Raw genomic sequence first — 23,449 nt, forward strand, 5'->3', positions numbered from 1 at the left:
CAAGGAGATTCATATGAAACGTTCTGTACTGTTAGGTCTGTTCGTTACTGCCTCGATGATGGCGTCTGCTTCGTTCGCCGCCGACAAGCCCGCCGATCTGTGCGATGCCAATCTGCAAACCATCAACAACGCCAAGGCGCAGGCAATGGCCTCACCCGACCTGAATCAACGGGTAGAAGCCAGTGTGCAAAAAGCCCAGGCACTCAAGGCCCAGGGCAAGATCGACGAATGCGTGGCTGAAACCCAGCAAACCATTCTGGAAATCCGCAAAACCAGCGGAACCAACAACTGATCGAAGCTCAGGCCAACCTTCGGGTTGGCCTTGTGAGCCGTTTGGCGTACACTGCGCAGGCTTGTCGCTCATAAGCCACACAGAGCGCCAGGCTCGGGGCCGTTTAGGATTCGACGCCGGTTGCGAAACTCTAGGTGCATGCCGACTTGGTAACAGAAGTCGTAAATCCACTGTTGCAACTACTTATAGTTGCCAATGACGACCAATACGGTGCTGCTCTCGCTGCTTAATTGCAGCTGACATGCACTCCTGGTACCTTCGGGTCCAGCAATCATCAGGGGATGTCTGTAAACCCAAAATGATTGTCATATAGAACAGAATCGCCGTGCAGTACGTTGTGGACGAAGCGGCTAAAACTTACACAACTCGCCCAAAGCACCCTGCCCGTCGGGTCGCTGAGGGTTAACTTAATAGACACGGCTACGCATGTAGTACCGACAGCGGAGTACTGGCGGACGGGGGTTCAAATCCCCCCGGCTCCACCACTTCATCATCTAAAGACGTCCACGGACGTCTTTTTTTGTGCCTGAAATCCAGTAAATACGGGGGTTTCAGGGCCATTGAGCTTCACAGCGCTTCAGGCAGATCCATTTTGAAATGTATTCCAAGGCGTATTCCAAGCCAGTGACTGGTAAATTTTGGAATACACAAACAGCGTTGGAGTACCCATGGGAGCCCGAGCCACACGCCTTTCAGACCTGAAAATCAAAGCCGCCAAGCCCAAGGAAAAAGACTACACATTGACCGACGGCGACGGCCTTCAGTTACGAGTCCGAACCAACGGTTCGAGGCTTTGGAATTTCAACTACATCCATCCCGTGACCAAGAAACGGATCAACATGGGACTGGGGACGTTCCCGGAACTCAGCTTGGCTCATGCGCGAAAACGCACGGTTGAAGCCAGGGAGCTGGTTGCTCAAGGACTGGACCCGAAAGAGCAGCGCGACGCAGATCGCCAAGCGAAAAAAGCCGCGACAGAGCACACCTTTCAAAACGTGGCGACAGCCTGGTTTGAACTGAAGAAAGACTCCGTAACAACCGCCTACGCTGAAGACATTTGGCGGTCGCTCACGCTGCACATATTCCCGGATCTACACGCCACCCCGATTTCTGAAATCAGCGCGCCTCAGGTCATCAAGTTGCTAAGGCCACTTGAAACCAAAGGCAGCTTGGAAACGGTCAAGCGCCTGACCCAACGCCTCAACGAAATCATGACTTACGGGGTGAACTACGGACTCATTCATGCCAACCCCCTGAGCGGAATTCGATCTGTCTTCAAAAAACCAAAGAAGAAACACATGGCGGCATTGCCCCCCGATGAGCTCAATGAACTCATGGTGGCGATTGCCAACGCCAGCATCAAAAGAACCACCCGCTGCCTCATCGAGTGGCAACTCCACACTATGACTCGGCCTGCAGAAGCTGCGACCACCCGATGGGCTGACATCGACTTCGAGAAGAAGATCTGGACGATCCCTGCGGAACGAATGAAGAAACGCCGCACTCACATCATCCCGCTCACGGAGCAAGCTTTGGCGCTCTTGGAAGCAATCAAGCCCTACAGCGGACACAGGGAGTACGTGTTTCCCGCCGACCGTAATCCGCGCACCCATTGCAATAGCCAGACCGCCAACATGGCGCTAAAACGTATGGGGTTTGAGGGGCGACTCGTAAGCCACGGAATGCGCTCCATGGCGAGCACCATCCTGAACGAGCACGCCTGGGATGCCGAACTGATCGAGGTCGCGCTTGCGCATGTGGACAAAGACGAAGTCCGTAGCGCCTACAACCGGGCGGACTACATAGAGCGAAGACGCCCGATGATGGCTTGGTGGAGTGAACATATCCAGCAAGCGGCCACCGGGAGCTTGTCGGTTTCAGCCATTCAAGGAACCAGATGACTGAAAGTCGTTTCGATGCGATAGCAGGTGTTGCCGGACACTGAACATGTCTATGTATAAAAATACTCAAACCCACTTGCGCGACCTATTTACAGAGCAATTCCACAAAATCCGCCCGTTAGACGCTGCTATCCCAGGTAGCACCGCCATGGGTCAACTGATTGAGCACGAGTGGTATCTCTGATCAATGAAACCAATACCATGCTTCAGAAAAAGGTCGTGCTAGTGTCAACGATTACACCGCCGCTTCTAAAGGAAGAAAAGTGACACTGCTGAAACGCTCTTGGAATCCGGAGCTATTCAGCATGTCACTATTTGTCCAAAGAGAGGAATAGTTGCGTCCCTTCGTCTGCAGTGGCACGTATAGGGATCTGAATTTTCTCCATAAGCTCTGCGCCCATATTTCCTATCTCGAAATTGAAACGAGTGGAGTAAGCATTTTCGCTACGCGTTGCCTCCCAAAAAGAGAGTCCCTGGTCAAACTGAATGGTCAAACTTCGACCTGACGCAAGCCCGATACGTAATTGACGGTAATGAGCGAGCACAGGCTGGCTCAACACCTCACCAGTCAGGCCGCAATACTCAATCGCCTCACGAATAGCTCTGTCACGATCTTCGCTACTCAACCAATCATGCCAGCACTTCCAGGAGTTACGGCTTGACTCACGAAGGTACTTTCGCCCGAGAATTTTGACCGAGAACTCCTCGCCGCTACGCTGCTTTAGTTCGTACAAAATATTAACTAGGACGCAGGCAGTGAATGGGTTGCATACATAGCGATCGGAGTACGACACAGTCTCAATTGCGTCTTGGCCGTTCAATGCAAAGTCAAGTAGGCCGGCTTCAGGCTCAATGGCATCCCAGAACCTTTTCGCAAAGCCGCTCAGGGAGCCATCCAGCTCGCTTCCCAGCTCGACTTTCACGATACCCGGTACCGACGCCGATGTTTGGCTCAGATCCTGAGCCGTGATCAGTCTTGCTTGCGGCAAGGCCGGAAGCCCCCCGTACACGATGCACGATCCAGCAGCGACGGGGTTCCAATCCTTATTAGGTACCAGTAGACCCTCGTCATTACTCGCCCAGGCGATATGCTGTTTCTGGCTGGACAGGACCGTATTTAACGTCAGTACGCCGACGTCTAATAACGACTGTTCGACTTCGATCTTAATGTTGTTAACAGCCAGGCGATGCAGCCAGTCTTTCTGATCAGCGGCCAGCTCGTTGAAGGTGCTTTCTGTCAGGCGCAAAGCTATTTGGTGACCCGCCCCCTCCCAAGCCAGAAGTCGGTGACGCAGTTTTCTAGCGATAGCCAGATCCCACTCTGCGGCTGGCGCTGGCAGGTAAATCGAGAGTGTCTTGGGCAAATTATCAGCCGCAAGTTCACGCTCAATTGCCCCATACAGTGTGACGATCTCCGGTCGTGTATCCACGCCAAACACCTTCAGCTCGGCTGGCAGGTCCAGCTTCACCAACCAGTCCTTGTTGATCCATTTCAGCGCTTCATGACGATCCAGACGGTCTGCTTCAAAACGGGTATCGAAGCTCAGTAGGCAGCACTGGCATGCGTGACTGCAATCGCAATCGAGTCGGTCAATCACTCGTTCCCACAGGCCTCGCTCATTCAGCAAACCCACCGCTTGCGTCGCGTAACCACCGCTGCGCTGATCGAACACACGAATCGCGCTAGCCCAGCGTCCGTCGATCTGGATGTTCTCGCAGTCGCAGCCAAGCTCGTCTGGCTGCACGCACAGTTGCTCGGCAATTGCATCACGCAGGGCAATGGCGATGGAATAGCCGGTATCTTCATCCTTGAGCGGCTCACCGCTATCAGGATTGAACAGGATTAGTTCCAGGGCGTCGGTAATGCTGTCGTTACCCAGATGGATAGCCTGTTTGATTTTCCATGAGTTATAGCTGCCCGGACAGACGTTTTCGCCCGAGTCGTTCTTGCCCCCGCGCAGGCGTCGGTGCGTTTGCCCACTACGAAAGGTATGAGCAAGGCGTTGCTCATTGGCCGCAGTCGAGTCCGAACTGTCATCAACCTCCAGCATCGGTTCCGCTCGACCGCATTCAAGGCAGATTGCAAAGCCGTTGCCGCCGGCCCCAGAGGTGTAATGAAACAGGTGTGCTTCATGGCTGCTTCGGAACTGTCCCAATGCAGGGTTCGACAAGGAGATCCAACTCGCAGGGACGTTCAGCAACGGCTTTTTGACTGGCACATACGCCAATGACTCAATGGCGGTATGTGGCTCTGCAAAGAAATCTACTGCAAACCCGGACGGAACAAGGTACTCACGGATATTACCCTTATCGACGTCAGCGCCACACTCCGGACAGTTCAGATTGAGTCCGGGGTTGAGCCCCGTTCCGCTGGCCCCACAAGCACCACACTTCCAGGCTTTCTTTATTAATTGCAGCTCTTTGACGTTTTCCTCCGAGGCCGGGGCATGCCAGTTGAGAGTAATTCCTGCTGACTTGTATACTAGGCCATCCATCACCAGTTCTGCGCCTGGGCCATACTCGCGAAGGCCAGTAATCCGATCCCGGGATGCCAGGTCACGGTAGCGTCCCCTGTTATCCTCGCGGCCTGCACCCCCGTCATTGGATCTGAAGTTTTGCATGCACTGGTTGTCGAAGCTCACGATGTCGTTCGGGAATCCGTATCCCGGCAGGAACCGGCGGCCAGCCAGTTCACTTAGCAGATACTCCTTCTCGATTCGAGCCAATTGCGCGGACATCGCCCGATAAGCAGCAGCCGTCTTGTTACCAATCCCATCCAATTGAGACTTACTGATCGAGTGTTCGCCTACCCATTTCTGTTGAATTTCGCGCAGGGTTCTCAATGCATCATTCAACAATCCAGACACAGGCATCGATGACAACACGCTGCGCCGGGTGATGCTAGCGACCGCCTCAGTGACCGCTGCGCAAGCGCCATGAGACTCACCCTCAACCCAGGCGCAAAAACGCTCGGCCAGGGAAACGGGAAGATCTCCACTCAGCAAGAAGGCCCCCACAGTCATGGATTTGATTTCCAAGGCACCTGCGATGTTTTTCAGCCAGTGCGAAAGTAGCCAGGAATTAACGTGACGCTGAATCAACGCGGAACTTTGCAGAGAAACCTTGGGCATCCGCATGCCGGTATTGAACGGCCAGAGCGGATTGCGGAACACAGCCTGATCATGTGGTGTGTTCTTGCATACGGTCACTGCCAGTGCACGACCTTCACGTCGACGACCGGCGCGACCAGCGCGCTGCAAGTAGTTCGCCGGATGCGGCGGTACATTATTCATCGCAACCACCGTGATACCGCCGATATCCACACCCATCTCCATTGTGGTGGAACAGCTCAACAGGTTCAGTTTGCCTAACTTGAAGTCAGTCTCGTAACGATCGAGCTTCTTCTTAGGCTGTTGAGCCGAGTGTTCGGCAGAACGGAAATAGTGCCCGCCCTCGACTACCAGGTCAGCAACGTCAGACCATAAGCCTTGATGGCGAAGCTGAACGATCCCTGGTTCGTTTTCACTCCAGTCACGTATCGCCAGCAATCCCTCGTCACCACGCATATCGATCAGAGACTGCGCTGGCACCGGCAATGTGTAAGGCGTCACTATGGCGACGTGATTACGGTTATTTCGTGGAGTGTAAGGACTCAAACCCTCGAAGGGGGTATCGATAAATCGGCGACTCACCGTGCAGAAATAGACCGTTTTAGGAAGACGGAAACTTAGGTCAGCCAGATCCAGTTGATAGCCATCAGCCTTATTGGTGAGCAGTCTGACTTGCTGGGTCAGCACCTGCCAGGCTTCCTGCAAAATGGAGTCGATTTCCTGATCATGCGTTTGCACTGACCAACCAAATGCCTTGCAGAGCATAAGGATCAGGCGCGACTGCACGCTGGAGCCCTTATTAACTGAAGGCCAGCGGACAAAACGTCGACCTGGCTTGTCATTTGTGTCTGAAGGCAACAGCCACTTCGGTTGAATTTTGGCACCAATAAGCGATTGCCAACGTTTGTCGATATTCAGGATGGTGTTTTCACGAACATAGAAATCCATAATCACTTTCAGGTAACTGCGCCATGAATCCACGCCTTTACCGCTGGGCCATGCCAGAGGCGTGCTGGTTACCTGAGCTAGCTTTGAGTAAGTCACTTGCACCAGGCCCATTGTCTCCAGGCTGTTGGCGCGTTTCGGGCGACGATAGAACTCACGCGCCATTAGCATACCGGCCAACGCCACACTGTCGTGCGGGCCAAAAACGTGCGGTGCCAGACCACGGTAGTAGTCAAGGATCCCGATTTCTACCTCAGGAATGCTCGAAAGCTGGCTGACCATGGCAGTCCAGCTGATTTCTGCCGGACCTGCGTTATCGCGCAGAGCAACAAGCATGTCGAAAAGCATGTTCTCCATCGGATCGCGATCAGCTTTTGCTTCCAGCGCGGCGAGACTGACCTCCTGGGCACTTGTCAGCGTATTGACGGACTGCGAACTGATTAGGTGGTGGTAGACCAAACCCCGGATACGGTTGCGCTCCGAGTCCTGCTGCAACTTGACCGCGATCCGGGCCGTGCCCTGCCGGCTGTCAGTGAATGAGATCAGCTTGCGGCCCTGAAACGGCTTGCCTTGAGGGGTTTTATCCTCCGGGCAGTACTCCAACAACGTGCCAATAACCGTACCGAGAGTGAACGGCGCACCGATACGGTGAGCGCGCATGATGCTGCGCGTTTCGCTCTGATTGGTGCAGCACGGGCACTCGTTTACAAGGCTACGAAACAGAGTTACTTCAATGCAGTCTTCGGTTGGTGTATAGACGAACTTTTGGCTGACGCGATCCAAATGCTCGGTGTAGCAATCCTCACCTGGCCGATTGGTGATCAGCACCGGGGTACGCATAGCTTCGCCGCCATCGTCGGCTTCCCCGTCGTCCCCATCCTCTGCATCTATGGGTTCCGAATTCATAGAGAATTCGTCGTCCTGATTAAAGGACTGATCTACCAACCGATCTCTTTCGCTGTGATACCCCTGCAAGAACAGCTCTGTACACTCTTCGCACTTCACCAGAGGCATTAGCGGAGCATTGCAATCACAATGTGTGCGGTCATCGGTATAGACCATGCCAAACGGCCAGTCCTGATTGCAGAGAGCAGTTCCCGGTTTGAGCTTGCAGTTTTTGTCGATGCATGCGCGAATGATTGGGATCACACCATGGAAAAGGTGACCACGAAGAGGTAGGAAAGCAAGTCCCTCAGCATTCTTGGTGCCAGTCATCAAATCGAGCCAAGCCAGCAGCACGCTCAGGGGCAACCCCGATATTTCCTGAAGGGCTGTAAGGGTTTGCGGCCGTGTTTCACCGCCCGGCACAAAGGCGTCACGCAGACTGACGGCTATTGGGCTTGCTGCCAGACGCAAATAGCGTTGTGCAGAAACTTCTTGGTCGGGGTCGATGCCTGCAATGCCTTGCGGGGAGTCATCTACTTTATTCGCGGCCAATACCGGTAGCGCCGGAATCTCGCGTCGCCCCTGTACGACGTGAACCTGATCCACTGAAATGCCACCGATGTCTGCCAAAAAATTGCGCAAGTTTTCAATGGTCTGCTCATCTGAACCAAATGTGGCGGATGTTGCAACGAATCGAATGTCTTCCGGTTTGACCTTGAACGCTAGCATTACCCGGCGTAACAAAAGAGCCATTTCAGCCGCTTGGGAACCGATGTAACTGTGGGCCTCGTCAAGAATAATCCAGCGTAACTTGCCTTCCGACTTCTGAAGCAGCGGCGCATCCTCTTTACGAATCAGCATGTACTCCAGCATGGTTGCGTTCGTGACCAGGATCTGCGGTGGACTATCTCGCAATCTGGTGCGATCGATCACCTGCCCTTTGTACTTCTGGTCTGTCGCCTTGCGCTCGTTCTCCAAAGCACCCGTGTAGAGACAGTGGCGTATCTTGCCGTCAAAACCATCCGTCCAGGCATCCAGACGACTTTGCTGGGAGTTGATCAAGGCATTGAGCGGATATATGAACAGCGCACGGATACCTTCAGGGTCGACGTCAGCGTCAACTTCATTAGCAAGCTGATTGAGCACAGGCACAAGAAAGCACTCGGTCTTACCGGAGCCGGTGCCGCTGGTCACCACCAGTGATTGCGGTTTTGAATGGTTCAGCACCTCCCACGCACTCAACTGATGTTTAAACGGATGCCGATCAGAAGGGAAGGCATACTCCTCTGCCAACTCCTTGGGCGGCGCAGCCATTACCTGCGCCAACTTACGATTCAGAAATGAGCCGCCAGCCAGTGACGACATGGTTTCCTGGCTTTCCTGCCAACCGAAAGTCGGCTCGAAAACCGGGTCGGCCAGCAGTGCTCCTTCGGTGCCTGGTACCGCTGTCAAACGGTCATGCAGAAACTGACGCAAAGGCGCATTACCGATCCCCAGCAAGCCAAGCGCCGCACGCTCGCTGCGCTGTGTCAGGTTGTGCACCAATGAGCTGAAATAGTTTTTTTTATAGAGCATTGTTAGTTCTTCAAATTCAGAGAGGCGGTGTGGGCCATAGCTAGGCTCAACTCGTAAGCGGAGTCAAACCAGGCGGCATCGAATTGGCGAGCGGCGCGCAGAGCAAAAAGACGCGAGGAGTCGCCTTGCCAGAACTCGCTTTTTCCGGCGCACGCGTCAAATCCCACCATGAACGGCAGCATCGTCGCCGGCATTTTTACGTCATCCACGCTGAGCCTTACGCGCTTTAGGAGGAGTTTGCCGTTGTCGGTGCGTAGAAACTCCTTCATCAAGTTTCCAGGAAGCATCGGCCACGGTTGATCGTCTGCATAATTGCGATGAAAAAACTGCTGCATTTCGCAGTCCGGCCCATCAAGCAGCCGACCAAGCCACAGTTCTGTCAACATCTGTGGGTTATTGAGAAAAAGGCGAGCATCCTGGATATTGCCATCGAAGTGACGATGAATACCCTGATCAAAGATGAATTTCAGAGCGGGCTGCCAGCGCGGCAGATACTGGCTTTTGCGCTGAATGTCCCTACGGATGATTGGCAGCAGCGCAGTGTCGGTCACCAGCGCTTCTTTCAACACCTCAAATGCCTGAAGCCATTGCGAAGGAGAAATCAACAGCCATTCAAAAGGGAGCTCAAGCGGCATACGCTCTACCATGTTGGCGGCAAAGCCATCCAGCAAAAGCGTGACCATAACAAGCGCAGAAGGCGTGCGGATCAACGCTTGATACAGATCAAGACTAGGTAATGGAAGGTGCTGCAACTTATCCAGCAACGCCTCAAGCAACACCCAATCCTTATCCATCGGGGTCAACGCCATCTGTTCCAGTCGGCTGGTCAGCAGCACCATGCGGCTGTCATGATTCGCTTCACAAAGAGCCTTTTGTAGTGGCGAAAACCCTTCCGCCTTGGCGTTACCTTGCGGAGGTGCGACACACGGGCGGCAACGGTAGTTACTCTCAGCGCTGGCGTAGATCAGCCATGGGCTGGCGACGTTATCGGGAAGGTTTAGGCCCCAACTACCGGTGAATACCTGCTCGGATAAGTGCAACGATAACGGCTCGGGATCACGATTCGGTAACGCGAGGGGGAGCGCCATTAGCAAGCCTTCAGCATCCTCTCGCTCCAGCAACAAATCGCGCCGTCCATCATTGAGCGAAACGAACGGTGAATGACTGTGTAGGCGAGCGACGGTGGAATAACGACCGACGTGAAAGGTCCCTCGAACTCGATGAGCATGGACGAACTGCATCGTCACGCTTATGTCGAGCCCGGTATGGCATGACAGTATTTGCTGGATGGGATTAATCAGTTCAAACAAACGTATTTCACGAGTGCCTGTATAGCGAATTTCACGTGTAAGCGGGTCAGGTTGGTCTGTGCTGTGCGCAGTCAACCGTACTTGCCAGGCGTCGGCGCCAGTGGGAGACATTAGGATTGCCCGGCAGCCCATTAGCTCCTCAACCGACAGATTTGCTCCTTCCCGGATAGACTCATGCCTGGCATCCAGAAGAACGGCCCCCTGCCCCGGGAATGCCAAGGTCAGCTTCTGCTCCCCCTCCGGCCATTGAATGAGTAGCTGAACCGAGGTAGCCGGCGCCGCGGCCTTGCTTTCTACCGTCAGGACATTCGTATTGTTTTCATAGCTACGAGACAGCGTGATATCCGGACTAGCGCAGGTGACATGAATATCAGGCCAGTTCTCCAGAAGGATGCATCCCTTGGCAGGATTTACGCTCGGAGCAAAACTAATAGATGCATTGGCAGGCAAAACAACGGCACGGGAACGTAATAGACGTTGCCCCCCTCGGGACCAGCTTAGCCAGCATAGCCCCGGGGCTTTCGCCTGAGCGAACGGTGTGTCTATGCCATCGGATCGAGTATAGAGCTCGCTGACGGGAGCATAGGTAAAGCTGCCCCCCGCCTGTTGAACACGCAGGCGAGGGTTGCCACGGAAGAGCAGCCCAGGTACAGAGCCCGCATCCAGAGTCTGCCCTTGCCAATACGCATCAACTTTGGGGGCAGCATTAGGGCTCACGGTGACGTAATAGGACTGCTTACGATAGGTAAACTGCGTCCTACCCTGAGAGATTATCAGCAAGACCTGATCGCCGGGCATGCCCTCGTGAAGAACTATGGCGTCATCGCCTTCCGAGTAGAAAAACGCTTTGGCGGGGATGAGGGCTATCGCTCTGCCCCCTTTGAGCGTAGCGCTGCCCTGCCCGATAAGGCTGGCGAAAGGTCGACAGTCTTCAAACAGCAAGGGCTCGTCGAAGCTAATTGGCTCACCCCCTGGCAGATGCGCTGTATGTATCGCCTGACCGTTGCGACTGAGGATCAGCTGCGCTCCCGCATGGAGGTTTTGTAGGGAAAGCCCCTTGCGTGCAACGAGTTGATAGCCACCTCCGCGACGCAGGGCTTCACCTACCAGATGCTCCTTGCCCGCAATCAACAGCAGCAACCGGAACTGGTGAGGCAGCTTATCGGGAGCAATACCTATGGCATCAGCCAGTTCTTGCGTCGATGTCTGAGCCTGCATCTCAAATGCCATTTCAAACACGGGCATTCCGTCATCGGACGAAAATCGCAAACCACGGACAATCTGAAACGGTACGCGACTGGTCTGCACGCTGATAGTCGCAACGCTGGCGACAAGCCCCTTTATTAGCGTGTTAGCGACGGCACTATCCACAGCTAGCGGAAATCGCATTTCCCAGTCAGGGCATTGCTGCTGAAGCTTCAAGAGTGGATCGGACTCATTTTGAAGCTTGTATTGCTCGCGAAGCTGCAATACGCCCCATACCAGATCGCGGAGTAATTGGAAAATTAGGTCCTGCCGATAGCTTACTGGAAGTAATGCCGCCTGCGTCTTGATGGCATCCAGCAAGTCATCCTGGTGTAAGCTGCATCGAAGCGTTTGCTCAAGCACCATTCGTAGAAGACGAGACAAGCCGCCTTGAGCAGTCTCGAGCAGACGCATGGGTAGGCCACCGTTAATGGCGACATGTCCAATGTAGCGCTTGCCCTCCCCCCTGATTTCGGTAGTCAACTGCCATTGGCGGTGGCCAGCCAATACGTGGCGACTCGTTTGCTCATGAGTCATACCGGGTTGTCCGGCCGCGAGGCAGAGCGGAGCCCAGCGCCAAGCTCCGCCAGCGTATTCACGTTTCCACCATTCCGCAGCAAACAGAAGCCATACCTGGCAGTACTCTGCACTACCAACGGCAAAACTTGGAATCGCACGAAGACATTGCTTTAGCTCGTTGTACTGAGCTTCTGTGGTTTTGTAAGCGAATAGCGGCCGGCCATCCGGAGCATCAAGGCCTTTTTCAGAAAGAAAACGGCTAATCCATTGACTAAGCTGCACGTCTAGCTCCATCTATTCGCAGGCTGGGCAGGGGTGTTGATGCTCGACACCTCCCGATTTCTCTGAGCTTAGAATTGCAAGCTGGCCGTTTAATATCAACCAATACTTTCTCGTTAAGGAAGTCTGCCCTACTACAAACGATCAACCCCTACAGCGACCATCGAGAGCGCGTCTTCCCCGCCGACCGAAATCCGCAAACTCATTGCAATAGCCAGACGGCAAACATGGCGTTGAAGCAAATGGGTTTTGAAGGTCAGTTGGTAAGCCACGGATGCGCTCCATGGCCAGCATCATCCTGAATGACACTCCGCTGGTACCCATCGTTCCAAAGGCCAAACAATGCGTCCGTAGCAGAGATCGCATTGTTGGCTGATAAACGGAACAGTCCCATATGAGATGCCGAGTAACAGGCCGACGTGGCCCAGACCTCAGAGACACCTCATGACCAACCAACACTCCTCCCATACCTTGCAGGCTCAAGACGCTCCGCGCTCTACCGTCCTATCGCTCATGGTCGATAACCGCCTGACACCTCTGGATCGCAATTGCTGGCACGTGATGCACTCGCTACGATCTGCCGGAGGTCTGTACACCCTGGCAGGAATGGGTCAATTACGCTCATACCTCGCGTGCGCCCCGCTGGCAAAACGAGCCTCCTACGAAACCGCATCGCGAGCGCTAACCGTTCTGCGCTTAACAGGCTGGATAAGCTTGGTCGGCCAGAATAGCGACCTCATGACGGGCAATGTTCTTAACGAGCTCTACCAGATCAACGAGAGTGCCCTGAGCTTCCGCGAAGCCTGCGATTTAGACACCACCCTGCCAGCGCTTCTCGATAACTGCATCGACCATAAGCACACCCACCTCGATTGCATCGCGAGGCACATCGAAGCTACGCGGGAGCAAACGTCCAAAGACAATCCCTCACACACGCCATCACAACGCGACGAGGACGATGAGCCGCCACCCTCACGGAAACGCCCCCCCTCCACCAGAAAGCCTGTACCGAGTCATCCGGCAACAAGAACCTCCGTCACGCAGCAGACCGACCAGAAACACCTCAGCACCGGCGACAGTACGTATAAAAACAAATATAAAAAAATACGTACGTACCGCACACGCGCACGTGAGGAACGCCATTTGACACAAGGGCCAGTGACGCTGCCGCAATGCCTGGCAAACGCCAAAGCGGATCAGCAACAAGACGTGCTGGCAGCCCTGACTCGACTGCCACCCCAGCATCGCCAGCAAGTGCTCGACGAACTCCAGGCGCGCAGTCAGCGCGGGACGGTGCGTAACGTCGTCGCCTATTTTTTCGGGTTGATAAATCGAGCATTAGCCGGCGAATTTCGACCATGGGCAGGCCGTAAAAAAGAGCAGAAAAATGTCGCCCCCATTACGCACCCTCAAGTGGTCTCGGTTGCCGCTGAGGTCAAACAAGAGCGCACAAAAAAATCGATGACAACTAAGCAGGGCCGGCCGCACTTTGCCGAGATGCGCAAGATAATGAAGGGGCCAAGGATTGCAGACGACCTGGCTGCACAAGTCATGAAAAGCTTGGCCCGCCAGCCACTACCTGCCTAAAGCAGTCGTCAGTAATCACTGCGCACCTGGTTATCAGCAGACGGGGAACATTAGGAAATCTGGAATATCCGGTTTCGGATTTACAGCGAGCACCGGAGGGAGCAACTTCACACCTCGTCTCGCTGAAGTGATCAGCACCCAAAAGCCGCCAGGATCTGCGAGACGGCGCTGCGGGTTCCCGCAGGATCCTCCCAATGACCGCATCGCTTCCGGCAGCGCGGACAGTCGACATCAATGTCGATGGAAGCATGTTACTCACCCCCACCCACGACGGGCCTTCCCCGTCCGGGCAAGGCCTTTCTTGTTTACTCGGAGGCCTTAATGAACATTCGACTGGCACTGTATCAAGCACTGAAAGCGATCGATGTGCCTGAGCCAAAAATCGATGCTGTAATCCAAGCCATGGAGACTGCGTTGCAGTCACCTCCTGTCGTTAAATCCGATCCAGACGTAGAACACTTTCGGTCAGAGCTATCTCGCGTCGCATCTGATCTCACTCTCAACATTGGCACGATGATGTTCCCAGTGGTGGCAGTGGTCTTCGTCTTGATGGTGATGATTCATTAACGATCTACCTTGTCGGTAGTACCGAGAACCACCTGCCGCGTGCAGGTGGTTTTTTCTTGTGAGCCAGAAAGCTGATAGCGTGTAGCACTCGCCTTGGCCTTAAATCAAAGGCGGGAGATATCCGGTTGAAATCGGGCTCATCTAATACAGTGATTCATCGTAACTGCGCTTTTTTGATGGACTCGCCGACTGGAGGCCAGAGCTATCTCCATGGGCGGACTGCCACAGCCCACCCCAATCGTGGTGCTCACGACAAGCTCATCTTTATCAACGCCGTATAAAACGATACTGGCCATGGTTGGTTTCTACCATTTATGACGGGCAGAAATCGGCCAGAAGCGGACGTTCAATTTATTCCGCTCCCGACCAACATTCGTTCAGACAAGACGGTAGTAAACAACAGTTCAACCTATCCGCCTGAAGTGCCAAATGGCCTAAGCATTAGTGCACCATAGAGAATTGGCGTACGGGGCATGGCATTGGAAGAAAACCGCTCAGGCTGTCATGGCACGATTGGTGGCAACTATTTGCTCGTGCGTAAACTGACTCCCGGGAGCCATAAACCTGGCGATCAGTGCGTCGCGGTTTTGAGGCGCCCGTACCTTGTCTGCCGCGTTCAGCGCCAATTTCAATTCCGGCAATGTCAATTCGGTACAGTACGCTGGTGTACCTGGTTGCTGGCGCCACGATTCTTCAAGGCTGCCAGCGGCAAGCGCGATAAAGCCAGTATCCTCAACAAGATCCTGCGCGATGGTTTCCGCGTATGTGTTTCCTCCAGCCACAGGTATGGCGAGGCGCGTTGGGGAGCCGACCGGCTGACCTTTGTCGGCGAGGGTCGCGGCGAGGACGGCGTTCCATGCCTTAACAACCGGGTGGCCAATCTGCTCACTTACCCAGATGCTTTCTGGCATGCCATCTTCGACCTCCTTGATTACCCCGTCACGCCCCGGATAATAATTTGATGTATCAATGACAACTGTCTTCTCCGGCACCTTGCTCATGATCGGTTCGAGATCAGGATAATTTGCAAAGGGTATCGAGAGGATAACCACTTCTACCTCGGAAACCGCTTCTTCCTTGGTTACCGCATGCACGCCGATTTCATTGGCAAGGCTTTGAATGCTCTCAGGGCTTTTCGAATTTGCCAGTTTAACTTCGTGTCCACACGCAGCGAGCTTTCGCGCCAAAGTAGAGCCAATGTTACCTGCGCCAATAATTCCGATTTTCATCTAAACAACTCCTCGCACTCATGTGAAATTGAAAAAAAGTTTTTGGCCGAGTACTGTTTGATTGGTTTGTATTCGACTATTAAGCACCATCAGAAAAAACACGGCGCGCTTATTTTATTAAAAAGCATATGCGCCTGAGACATTGTTAGTCTGCATAATGATTTAGAAACTTGACATGCATGGCGACCTTGCAGGTCGTCATCCATATGTCGTCATAACGAGCTCACGCATAAATTAGCTTGGAAAGCTGAACAATGTAGTTGCGGCTTGGGTTTGTTCCAATATTGCCGAATCTCTCGTTATATACCGAAAAGAAGAGATCTTGGCGCTTTCGCGAGCGCGCCAGATCCGCGTCAGCCAGTGCCTGGGGCAGGTGCTCAAGCGTCACTTCAGTGCAATAGCAGGGCGTGCCGCACTGCTGCTTCCAGGATTCGGCCAACGAACCGGTATAGTAGGCGTCGAATCCGGAATCCTCGACGAGTGCCATCGTCACAACGCGGTCATGATCACGATCAGCCGCGACAGGGACGGCAATGCGCTCCGGATCGCCAGCTGGCCTGCCAGCTTCATTTAGCGAGGCGGAGTAAATTGTATTCCAGGCTTTTGCGAGGGGACGGCCAACTTGTTCGGATGCCCATACACTGTCGGGCTGACCATTCTCGATTGCATCCAATCGATCGTCCCGCGCAGGTATATAGTTGGATGTGTCGATGATCACGCTGTCTTCAGGAAGGCCTTCGAGAAGCGCTTTAAGATCTGGAATTCGTACAAAAGGTATCGAGAGAATTACGACGTCAGCACCCACCAAAGCCTCTTCTTTCGTGACTGCAATTGCACCCGTGGAGAGCACATCAGGATCAATTGTATGCGGCCCGCGTGAATTTGAAACTCTTACTGTATGGCCAGCAGTGCTTAGCAGTCTTGCAAGCGTTCCCCCGATAAATCCGCTACCGATAATTCCGACGTTCATAGAGATTCCTCATCTTTGGAGCTGGATGTTCACAACATAAGCCTCAGCGAGTGCTAACAAACAGAGCCTCTCCCTACACGATCTGTTCTACAAATACATCGCGGCTTTTAGAGCCGGTGTTTCATTTGTTTGTGGCATCACCTCAAAAGCTATGCCTTTGTCAGCTGCTTCTGAGGCAGGTATTAACTGATAGCCGGTCGCGCTAAACCCTCAAGCGTGCGATGAAGCTCCTGAAGGTCTTCGGGCGTGAGCTGGCACGCCGTTCTGATCTTGTCAGTGATGCTACGAAGTTCATCCTCCATGCCGCGGGCAGACGCCGTGAGGTCTATAAGCACTCGGCGCTCATCGACGGCATCACGTGTGCGTGTAATCACCCCGGCAGCTTCCAGCCTTTTGAGTAACGGTGTAAGCGTGCCGGTCTCCATGTCGAGACGTTCACACAAGTCGCTCACAGATCGAGGCGACCCGTTCAAGAGCTCAAGCGTGACCAGGTACTGCGAAAAAGTTAGGCCCAGTGGTTCGAGGAACGGCTTGTGCAATCGAACCATCCGGTTCGCGGCAGCGTTAAGCGCGAAGGAAAGTTCTGTGGCCACGCTTCGTTGCGTCGAACTCATATATATCGCCTGCTATTATGTAGTGTGCTACATAAATTATTCTCGGCTCCTACAGGTGTCAACAGCTTCTGAAGCTTCCAATCTTTTTTCAGATGAAATGCCCTGGATCAGGCAGCGGAATTGTGAACACACCGATTGAGCGATTCGGCCTGCAGGTAAGCAGATGCAATCTGCTCACCTGGACACAGGACGCGCTTCAGAGCAATGACTCATTCTGCCGGTGGTTTGTATCCCGCAAGCATTTTCAGCACGTCATCATGTGACCCGCTTGCCTCAGCAAACCGCAGGGGCTTAGCCCGCTCAACGACGAGTTCAGGTGGAGTGGGAGAAATCTTTAGCAGTTCGAAGACTTCATCCAAAAACTCCTCCAACGGCATCGCATGCTCGTCGTTTTCCTGGCCGAGCAATGTGGTACGCACACCCGGTGGCGCAAGTTCGATAACCTCAACTGGCGAGGCTTCCAGCTGCACTCGAAGACTTTGAGTGAACGAGTGAACTGCCGCTTTGGTTGCGCTGTAGGTAGGCGTGGCTGGCAGGGGGACAAATGCCAAAGATGAACTGACATTGATCACTGTCGCGCCAGGCTGCTTGATTAGTTGCGGAGTAAACGCATACACCATACGAATCGTGCCTAGCAGGTTCGTTGTCACGATATCTTCGGCTGTACTCAAGTATCCCGGATCAGTCAGATCCTCCCAATGCATGATCCCTGCGTTGTTGATGAGAACGTTAAGATTTGGATGGCTGATCGCAAGCGCTTCGCTGGTGCGCTGGATGGAATGAGCATCAGAAACGTCCAGCAATACTGATTCAATGCCAGGATTATCCGACACGATTTTGTCGAGCAGAGCCTTGCGACGTCCCGCGATGATGACGTTGTTGCCCGCTTTATGAAGCCGTAGCGCCAGCCCGAGGCCTATGCCTGAGGTGCCGCCTGTAACCAGAATCGTGTTGCCAGTGCTGTTCATAGTAAACTCCAGAAACGATACTTAAGCGGACAAGTGTCCACTTGCAAACCGTACCGGACAGTTGTCCGCTTAGCAATGCGATGAGGGAAAATTATTCATGCCTGACGAGTTGGTGATGCGTTCTGACGCCAAGAAAAATCGGGAGCGGATTCTGGAGGTCGCAGTGGTTGAACTGACAAGCGATCCTGCAATTCCGCTGAGTACGATTGCGAAAAAGGCTGGAGTAGGACAGGGAACTTTTTATCGCCATTTCCCTACCAGAGAGAAGCTGGTATACGAGGTCTATCAGTTCGAAATGCAGCAGATCGCCTTGTTGGCACAAGAGCTGCTCGCAACAAGACCCCCGAAGGAAGCCCTCCGAGAGTGGATGGATAGCCTTGCCGAATATGCAATGACAAAGGCAGGACTCGCTACAGCAATCCAACAAGCGGCCTCCGTTTACGACTTCCCTGGCAAGTCGGGTTACGCTCCAGTTCAAGATGCAGCCGAGTTGCTTTTAAGAGCGAACGAAAACGCGGGGACGATTCGTACCGGGATCACTAACGATGACTTTTTTCTAGCCATCGCCGGCATCTGGCAAATGGATACTCAGAGCGAATGGCGATCTCGCTTGTCCAGATTGATGAACCTGGTGATGGATGGCCTATGTTTTGGGAGCCCTGAAAGCCTGAAAAACAAGGTCTAATACCCAGCAGGAAAAGAGGGTCAGAGCTAATTGGGGACAGATCGCGTTTACCAGAAGCAGATGTCGCGCAAAGCTGGCTTGCGTCAGAAAACGCTTGCCACCCCAACTATGTACGTCACCCGGAGAGCAGCCATATTGCCGGCGATTTTGAGCTCAATCCGCCCTACTTCTTCTTACTTCTTGAAGTGCACAAGATCTCTCGGCTGGCGACCTTCCAGACCCGCAAGCAAATTTTCCAGGGCTCGCTTGGCCATTGCGTTGCGGGTGTCAGTCGTCGCAGAGCCAATGTGAGGTACGGTGACGACGTTTCTCAGGTTAAAAAGCTCGGAGTTCGTCAGGGGCTCCTTCACATAAACGTCCAAACCAGCCGCCCGGATTGTCTTTTCTTGCAGAGCCTCGATGAGTGCGTCCTGATCCACGACAGACCCACGCGAGATATTGATCAAAATACTTTCCGGGCCCATCAAAGCGAGTTCTTTGCGTCCGATAAGATTCCTCGTGGCGTCCGTCAATGGCACGACCGGACAAACAAAGTCAGACGCGCTTAAAAGCTCTTCCTGCGGTACAAACCTCGCACCAAGTTCCTGTTCAAGCTTTGATTTACGACTGTTGCCGCTATACAAAATGGTCATGCCAAAACCAAAGCGGCCTCTGCGTGCGATGGCTTCTCCGATTTTTCCCAGACCGATAATGCCCAACGTCTTTCCATGAACGTCGCACCCAAATTGGGATGCATCGATGGTTTGTGTCCAGTTCCCCTCTTTAGTCCAGGAATCAAGCTCAGGAATGCGTCTTGCTGTGGCGAGGATCAGGGCCAAAGCCAGGTCAGCAGTGGTTTCGTTCAACACATCTGGCGTATTCGTCAACATGATCCCTCGGCGGTTGAGGTAGTCGAGGTCATAGTTGTCGTAGCCAACCGATATGCTTGAGACGATCTCAAGATTTACAGCCGCAGCCAGCTCAGCTGCACCCAGACGACGACTTCCACCAATCAGCCCGTGAGCGTTCGAAATAGCGGCCTCGAACTGGGCGTCCATATCACCAAGCTCAGGGCTAATGATGATGACTTCGTAGTCGTCTTTGTAAGGTTCAAGCAGGCTGGGGGAGACCCGGCTGAAGGCCAAGATTGTCTTTTTCATGACGGCGTATTCCACCTGTTCCAATATCAATTTGAATCGTGCTCTGACTTCAAAAAGGTTTTTGCCCACTCACGATAACTGTCCGAGAGTGTGTATTTAGAAAGCAGCTCAGGAAGGGATAGCTCGCTCCCCTCCGTGCCGCTTTGTTCGCGTAGCGCCTCGTAGGTTGCTTTGATTGCGGACAAATAGGGGGCATGCCCGTTGACCACGATCCGCACATTGGCAGCACTCAATTTTTCAACATTGCTCAGAGCAGGATTTCCATAGTTGATCAGCATGATCGGCACTCTGAGATGTGCCGTAAGTGCTTCTAGGTGCTGGAAGTCCTTAACACCGACCAGGCAAATAGCATCTGCTCCAGCCTTCTGATAAGCCGCAGTGCGAGCGATGGAGTCGTCCAAAGTGGTCACAGCCACATTCGTACGGGCGATGATGCTGAGTGCATCATCCGACCGGGCAAATCGCGCGGCATAGATTTTGGCTGCGGCTTCTTCCCTTTCGATAAGCACATGCGACTGCTCGTCGTACTTGGCCGGTAGATGGGTGTCTTCCAGTGTCAGGGCTGCAACGCCGGCCTTCTGTAACTCTGTGACTGTTCGCATCACATTCAGCGCGTTACCAAAGCCATGGTCAGCATCCCCAATGATCGGAATCTGGCTTGCCCGTCCGACCCTGGAAACCTGCTCGACATATTCATCCAGCGTGAGTAATGCAATGTCAGGTGCGCCGAGCACCTGAAGCGACGCAACGGAGCCGCCTTGAATGGCAACGTCAAAGCCAAGGTCGTATGCCATCCGAACTGAGATCGGATCGAATACGGAAGCTGCAAATTTGCAGGTGTCTCCCTGGAGTAACTCACCAAACACCTTGCGTAAATCATGATGTGATCGCTCTATCATGTTGGCTCCATCAATCTTTCCAATCAGGTCTCTCCACGCGGAAGAAGGCATGGAAAACACTACCGGTCATAACCGTTTAGATGGGAATGACCGGATCGCTTTGTAGTTTATTTATGCGCCAGCGATGCCTTGCTTGCCGCCTTTTCTTGCTTCATTGCGGCGATTTCACGCTCGCAAGCCTCGACATCGAACGAGTTGTCCCACTTGGCAATGGCGATGGTGCCGATGCCATTGCCGATCAGATTGGTCACGGCCCGCGCTTCGTTCAAGAAACGATCAATGCCCAAAAGCAAAACGAGTCCGACCAGAGGGATGGAGTGGATGGTCGTGAGTGTTGCAGCCAGCGTGACAAACCCCGCACCCGCGACACCAGCCGACCCTTTGGATGTCAGCAGGAATACGCCTAGCAGGATCATCTGATCAACGAAGGTCAGTGGCGTGTTGGTCGCCTGGGCGATGAAGATCGCGGCCATGGTGAGGTAGATACAGGTGCCGTCTGCGTTGAAGGTGTATCCCGTTGGCAGCACCATGCCCACTACAGATTTCTTGCAGCCAAGTTTTTCAAGTTTCACCATCATGCGTGGCAGCACTGCTTCGGTTGAGCAGGTGCCAAGAGTGATGAGAATTTCGTCCTTGAAATAACGGAGAAACTGCATGAGTGGCATGCCTGACCATCTGGCCACCGTGCCTAGCACCACCACAATGAAAATCAAGGTTGTGATGTAGAGCGCGATCAGCAACTGACCGAGTGACAGCAAGGTGCCAATCCCGTACTTGCCGATAGTGAACGCCATACCTGCACCCGCACCAATCGGCGCCAAGCGCATGACCATTGCAACGATCTTGAACAGGCCTTGCAGGAACAAATCAATAGTGTTGATCAACGGCTTGCTGGTTTCGCCCATCTGAACCAGGGCAACTCCCATCAAGACCGAAAGCAGAATGACCTGCAGCATGACGCCGTTGGAGAATGCGCCGAGGAACGTGTGGGGAATGATATTAAGGAAGAAATCAATTGTACCGCCTTGTTCACTCGCGGCCTGGCTGTACTTGCTGATAGCATTTCCATCGAGCGCGTTGACGTTAATGTTCATCCCGACGCCAGGCTTGACGATGTTCACCACGATAAGGCCTACGACCAGGGCGATAGTCGATAGAATTTCAAAGTAGATCAGCGCTTTTACGCCAATCCGTCCGACCTCCTTGATACTGCCCATTTTCGCGATACCGACGACGACCGTACCGAAGATAATGGGGGCCAGCAGCATTTTTATCAGCTTGATGAAACCATCGGCGAAGGGTTGGAGCTTGGCTCCAATATCAGGCACGAAGTAACCGATTGCTGCACCGATCACGATGCCGATCAGCACTTGCACATACAGCTGGCTATACCAGCGGGACTTGGAAGTTTCCACGGAAGCACCTCATTTTATTTTTGTGATGGGCATGTGGCTTGGCGTCAGTGGATGACGCCTGACTCTGCGGCCTCTTGAGGAAGGCCGCAGATGGAGGGTGATCAGCCTTCGCCTAGCTCACGCATGACTGCGTACAAAGCGGACTTGGCTTCGAAGCCAACACCTGGAATATCAGGCAGACCGACATAACCATTTTCTACCTTGATTCCGTCAGCGAAGCCGCCAAAAGGCTGGAATACGTCCGGGTAAGATTCGTTGCCGCCCAGGTGCAGGCCTGCTGCGATGTTGAGGGACATCTGGTGGCCTCCGTGCGGAACCACACGACGGGAAGACCATCCCATTTCTTCCATCACTTTCAGAGTGCGCATGTACTCAACGAGTCCGTAGGACAGCGCGCAGTCGAACTGTAGAAAGTCGCGATCAGGGCGCATGCCACCATGACGCAGGAGGTTACGAGCGTCTTGATGGGAGAACAGGTTTTCCCCGGTAGCCATCGGCAGTTCGTAGTGATTGGCAAGCTCAGCCTGGAGTGCATAGTCCAGCGGGTCGCCGATTTCTTCGTACCAGAAGAGGTTGTACTTCTTGATGGCTTCCGCGTAAGCAATACCGGTTTGAAGATCGAAGCGACCGTTGGCATCGACCGCCAGTCGACGACCGTCCCCAACCACTTCGAGTACCGCTTCGATGCGACGGATATCTTCGTCCAGTGGCACAGCACCGATCTTCATTTTGACAACGTCGTAGCCACGATCCAGGTAGCTCTGCATTTCTGCTTTGAGTTTGGTCTGGTCTTTGCCTGGGTAGTAGTAGCCACCTGCCGCGTAGACCCAGACTTTGTCATCGGCCACGCCGTTACGGTATCGATCAGCCAGCAGACGATAGAGAGGCTTGCCTTCGATCTTGGCAACGGCGTCCCACACGGCCATATCAATGGTGCCGACTGCAACTGAACGTTCGCCGTGGCCACCTGGCTTTTCGTTTGTCATCAGGGTCTTCCAGATGGCGAAAGGATCCAGGTTGTTGTTCTCATGGTCGACAAGAGTGTCCGGATCAGCTTCCATGATTCGCGCCAGAAAGCGATCACGCATCAACGCGCCTTGACCATAGCGACCGTTGGAGTTGAAGCCGTAGCCAATGACAGGTTTACCATCGCGAATCACATCCGTGACGACAGCAACGACCGAGCAGGTCATTTTCGAAAAGTCGATGTAGGCATTGGCAATGGGAGAAGCGATAGAAACAGTTTTTTCGCGGATGTCTACGATACGCATGACGGGTTCCTCTTGTTGTTGGTGGCCCCACGTTATGCTTTGCG

At 53.6% G+C, this 23,449-nt stretch carries 15 protein-coding genes, 1 other RNA gene and 1 pseudogene; 7 read left to right on the forward strand and 10 right to left on the reverse strand.

Going from position 1 to position 23,449, the window contains the following annotated elements:
- The first annotated feature begins 13 nt into the window (after positions 1–13).
- From ACM6JM_RS29235 to ACM6JM_RS29245, 3 genes are all read left to right on the forward strand, one after another.
- Positions 14–292, forward strand: a complete 279-nt coding sequence (locus tag ACM6JM_RS29235; RefSeq protein WP_007953788.1) for a hypothetical protein — start codon at positions 14–16, stop codon at positions 290–292.
- A gap of 95 nt (positions 293–387) precedes the next feature.
- Positions 388–777: a transfer-messenger RNA gene (gene ssrA, locus ACM6JM_RS29240) on the forward strand.
- 183 nt (positions 778–960) lie between these two features.
- The gene (locus tag ACM6JM_RS29245; RefSeq protein ID WP_414882901.1) at positions 961–2,193 is read left to right on the forward strand and encodes an integrase domain-containing protein; all 1,233 of its coding nucleotides are present in this window, start codon (positions 961–963) and stop codon (positions 2,191–2,193) included.
- A 311-nt stretch (positions 2,194–2,504) separates the two neighbouring features.
- Here the strand turns inward: ACM6JM_RS29245 and ACM6JM_RS29250 are convergent, their stop codons facing one another.
- Complete coding sequence (locus tag ACM6JM_RS29250; protein WP_414882902.1) at positions 2,505–8,708, reverse strand: DEAD/DEAH box helicase; 6,204 nt, start codon at positions 8,706–8,708, stop codon at positions 2,505–2,507.
- Between the two features lie 2 nt (positions 8,709–8,710).
- Positions 8,711–12,064, reverse strand: coding sequence for an STY4851/ECs_5259 family protein (locus ACM6JM_RS29255; RefSeq protein WP_414882903.1), 3,354 nt, complete (start codon positions 12,062–12,064; stop codon positions 8,711–8,713).
- A 125-nt stretch (positions 12,065–12,189) separates the two neighbouring features.
- Between ACM6JM_RS29255 and ACM6JM_RS29260 the strand changes: the two are divergent.
- The 3 genes and pseudogenes from ACM6JM_RS29260 to ACM6JM_RS29270 form a co-directional block, all read left to right on the forward strand.
- Positions 12,190–12,368, forward strand: a pseudogene (locus tag ACM6JM_RS29260) (integrase); the annotation flags it as partial.
- Positions 12,369–12,505: 137 nt separating this feature from the next.
- Positions 12,506–13,648 (forward strand): STY4528 family pathogenicity island replication protein, encoded by a 1,143-nt coding sequence (locus ACM6JM_RS29265; RefSeq protein ID WP_414882904.1) that lies wholly within the window; start codon positions 12,506–12,508, stop codon positions 13,646–13,648.
- Positions 13,649–13,969: 321 nt separating this feature from the next.
- A complete protein-coding gene (locus ACM6JM_RS29270) occupies positions 13,970–14,215 on the forward strand; it encodes a hypothetical protein (protein WP_414882906.1) in 246 nt (81 codons plus the stop codon).
- A gap of 494 nt (positions 14,216–14,709) precedes the next feature.
- Here the strand turns inward: ACM6JM_RS29270 and ACM6JM_RS29275 are convergent, their stop codons facing one another.
- The 4 genes from ACM6JM_RS29275 to ACM6JM_RS29290 all read right to left on the reverse strand — a co-directional run bounded on the left by ACM6JM_RS29275 (position 14,710) and on the right by ACM6JM_RS29290 (position 17,996).
- Entirely contained in the window at positions 14,710–15,444 is a 735-nt protein-coding gene (locus tag ACM6JM_RS29275; RefSeq protein ID WP_414882907.1) for an NADPH-dependent F420 reductase, read from the reverse strand.
- Positions 15,445–15,667: 223 nt separating this feature from the next.
- Positions 15,668–16,414, reverse strand: a complete 747-nt coding sequence (locus ACM6JM_RS29280) for an NADPH-dependent F420 reductase (RefSeq protein ID WP_414882908.1) — start codon at positions 16,412–16,414, stop codon at positions 15,668–15,670.
- A gap of 182 nt (positions 16,415–16,596) precedes the next feature.
- The gene (locus tag ACM6JM_RS29285) at positions 16,597–17,028 is read right to left on the reverse strand and encodes a MarR family winged helix-turn-helix transcriptional regulator (protein WP_011334181.1); all 432 of its coding nucleotides are present in this window, start codon (positions 17,026–17,028) and stop codon (positions 16,597–16,599) included.
- Between the two features lie 209 nt (positions 17,029–17,237).
- Positions 17,238–17,996 (reverse strand): SDR family oxidoreductase, encoded by a 759-nt coding sequence (locus ACM6JM_RS29290; protein WP_414882909.1) that lies wholly within the window; start codon positions 17,994–17,996, stop codon positions 17,238–17,240.
- A gap of 97 nt (positions 17,997–18,093) precedes the next feature.
- Between ACM6JM_RS29290 and ACM6JM_RS29295 the strand changes: the two genes are divergently transcribed.
- Positions 18,094–18,681: a TetR/AcrR family transcriptional regulator gene (locus ACM6JM_RS29295; RefSeq protein ID WP_414882910.1), complete on the forward strand. Its 588-nt coding sequence runs from the start codon at positions 18,094–18,096 to the stop codon at positions 18,679–18,681.
- A 173-nt stretch (positions 18,682–18,854) separates the two neighbouring features.
- Here the strand turns inward: ACM6JM_RS29295 and ACM6JM_RS29300 are convergent, their stop codons facing one another.
- The 4 genes from ACM6JM_RS29300 to ACM6JM_RS29315 form a co-directional block, all read right to left on the reverse strand.
- Positions 18,855–19,820: a 2-hydroxyacid dehydrogenase gene (locus tag ACM6JM_RS29300; protein WP_414882911.1), complete on the reverse strand. Its 966-nt coding sequence runs from the start codon at positions 19,818–19,820 to the stop codon at positions 18,855–18,857.
- Between the two features lie 26 nt (positions 19,821–19,846).
- Entirely contained in the window at positions 19,847–20,719 is an 873-nt protein-coding gene (locus ACM6JM_RS29305) for an isocitrate lyase/PEP mutase family protein (protein WP_011334185.1), read from the reverse strand.
- A gap of 107 nt (positions 20,720–20,826) precedes the next feature.
- On the reverse strand, positions 20,827–22,134 hold the full coding sequence (gene dctA, locus ACM6JM_RS29310; RefSeq protein ID WP_011334186.1) for a C4-dicarboxylate transporter DctA: 1,308 nt from the start codon (positions 22,132–22,134) through the stop codon (positions 20,827–20,829).
- A 101-nt stretch (positions 22,135–22,235) separates the two neighbouring features.
- Entirely contained in the window at positions 22,236–23,405 is a 1,170-nt protein-coding gene (locus ACM6JM_RS29315) for a mandelate racemase/muconate lactonizing enzyme family protein (protein WP_414882912.1), read from the reverse strand.
- Positions 23,406–23,449 lie beyond the last annotated feature (44 nt).

The organism is Pseudomonas sp. IT-P2 (assembly GCF_949767575.1).
In the GTDB taxonomy this organism is placed as follows: Bacteria; Pseudomonadota; Gammaproteobacteria; order Pseudomonadales; family Pseudomonadaceae; genus Aquipseudomonas; species Aquipseudomonas pharyngis.

Excerpts from the sequence above, each read along its gene's own strand:
- ACM6JM_RS29315 (WP_414882912.1), bottom strand. The coding sequence starts at position 23,405 with ATGCGTATCGTAGACATCCGCGAAAAAACTGTTTCTATCGCTTCTCCC.
- ACM6JM_RS29265 (WP_414882904.1), top strand. The coding sequence starts at position 12,506 with ATGACCAACCAACACTCCTCCCATACCTTGCAGGCTCAAGACGCTCCG.
- ACM6JM_RS29245 (WP_414882901.1), top strand. The coding sequence starts at position 961 with ATGGGAGCCCGAGCCACACGCCTTTCAGACCTGAAAATCAAAGCCGCC.
- ACM6JM_RS29235 (WP_007953788.1), top strand. The coding sequence starts at position 14 with ATGAAACGTTCTGTACTGTTAGGTCTGTTCGTTACTGCCTCGATGATG.
- ACM6JM_RS29270 (WP_414882906.1), top strand. The coding sequence starts at position 13,970 with ATGAACATTCGACTGGCACTGTATCAAGCACTGAAAGCGATCGATGTG.
- ACM6JM_RS29250 (WP_414882902.1), bottom strand. The coding sequence starts at position 8,708 with ATGCTCTATAAAAAAAACTATTTCAGCTCATTGGTGCACAACCTGACA.
- ACM6JM_RS29290 (WP_414882909.1), bottom strand. The coding sequence starts at position 17,996 with ATGAACAGCACTGGCAACACGATTCTGGTTACAGGCGGCACCTCAGGC.
- ACM6JM_RS29305 (WP_011334185.1), bottom strand. The coding sequence starts at position 20,719 with ATGATAGAGCGATCACATCATGATTTACGCAAGGTGTTTGGTGAGTTA.
- ACM6JM_RS29295 (WP_414882910.1), top strand. The coding sequence starts at position 18,094 with ATGCCTGACGAGTTGGTGATGCGTTCTGACGCCAAGAAAAATCGGGAG.
- ACM6JM_RS29300 (WP_414882911.1), bottom strand. The coding sequence starts at position 19,820 with ATGAAAAAGACAATCTTGGCCTTCAGCCGGGTCTCCCCCAGCCTGCTT.
- ACM6JM_RS29275 (WP_414882907.1), bottom strand. The coding sequence starts at position 15,444 with ATGAAAATCGGAATTATTGGCGCAGGTAACATTGGCTCTACTTTGGCG.
- ACM6JM_RS29280 (WP_414882908.1), bottom strand. The coding sequence starts at position 16,414 with ATGAACGTCGGAATTATCGGTAGCGGATTTATCGGGGGAACGCTTGCA.
- ACM6JM_RS29285 (WP_011334181.1), bottom strand. The coding sequence starts at position 17,028 with ATGAGTTCGACGCAACGAAGCGTGGCCACAGAACTTTCCTTCGCGCTT.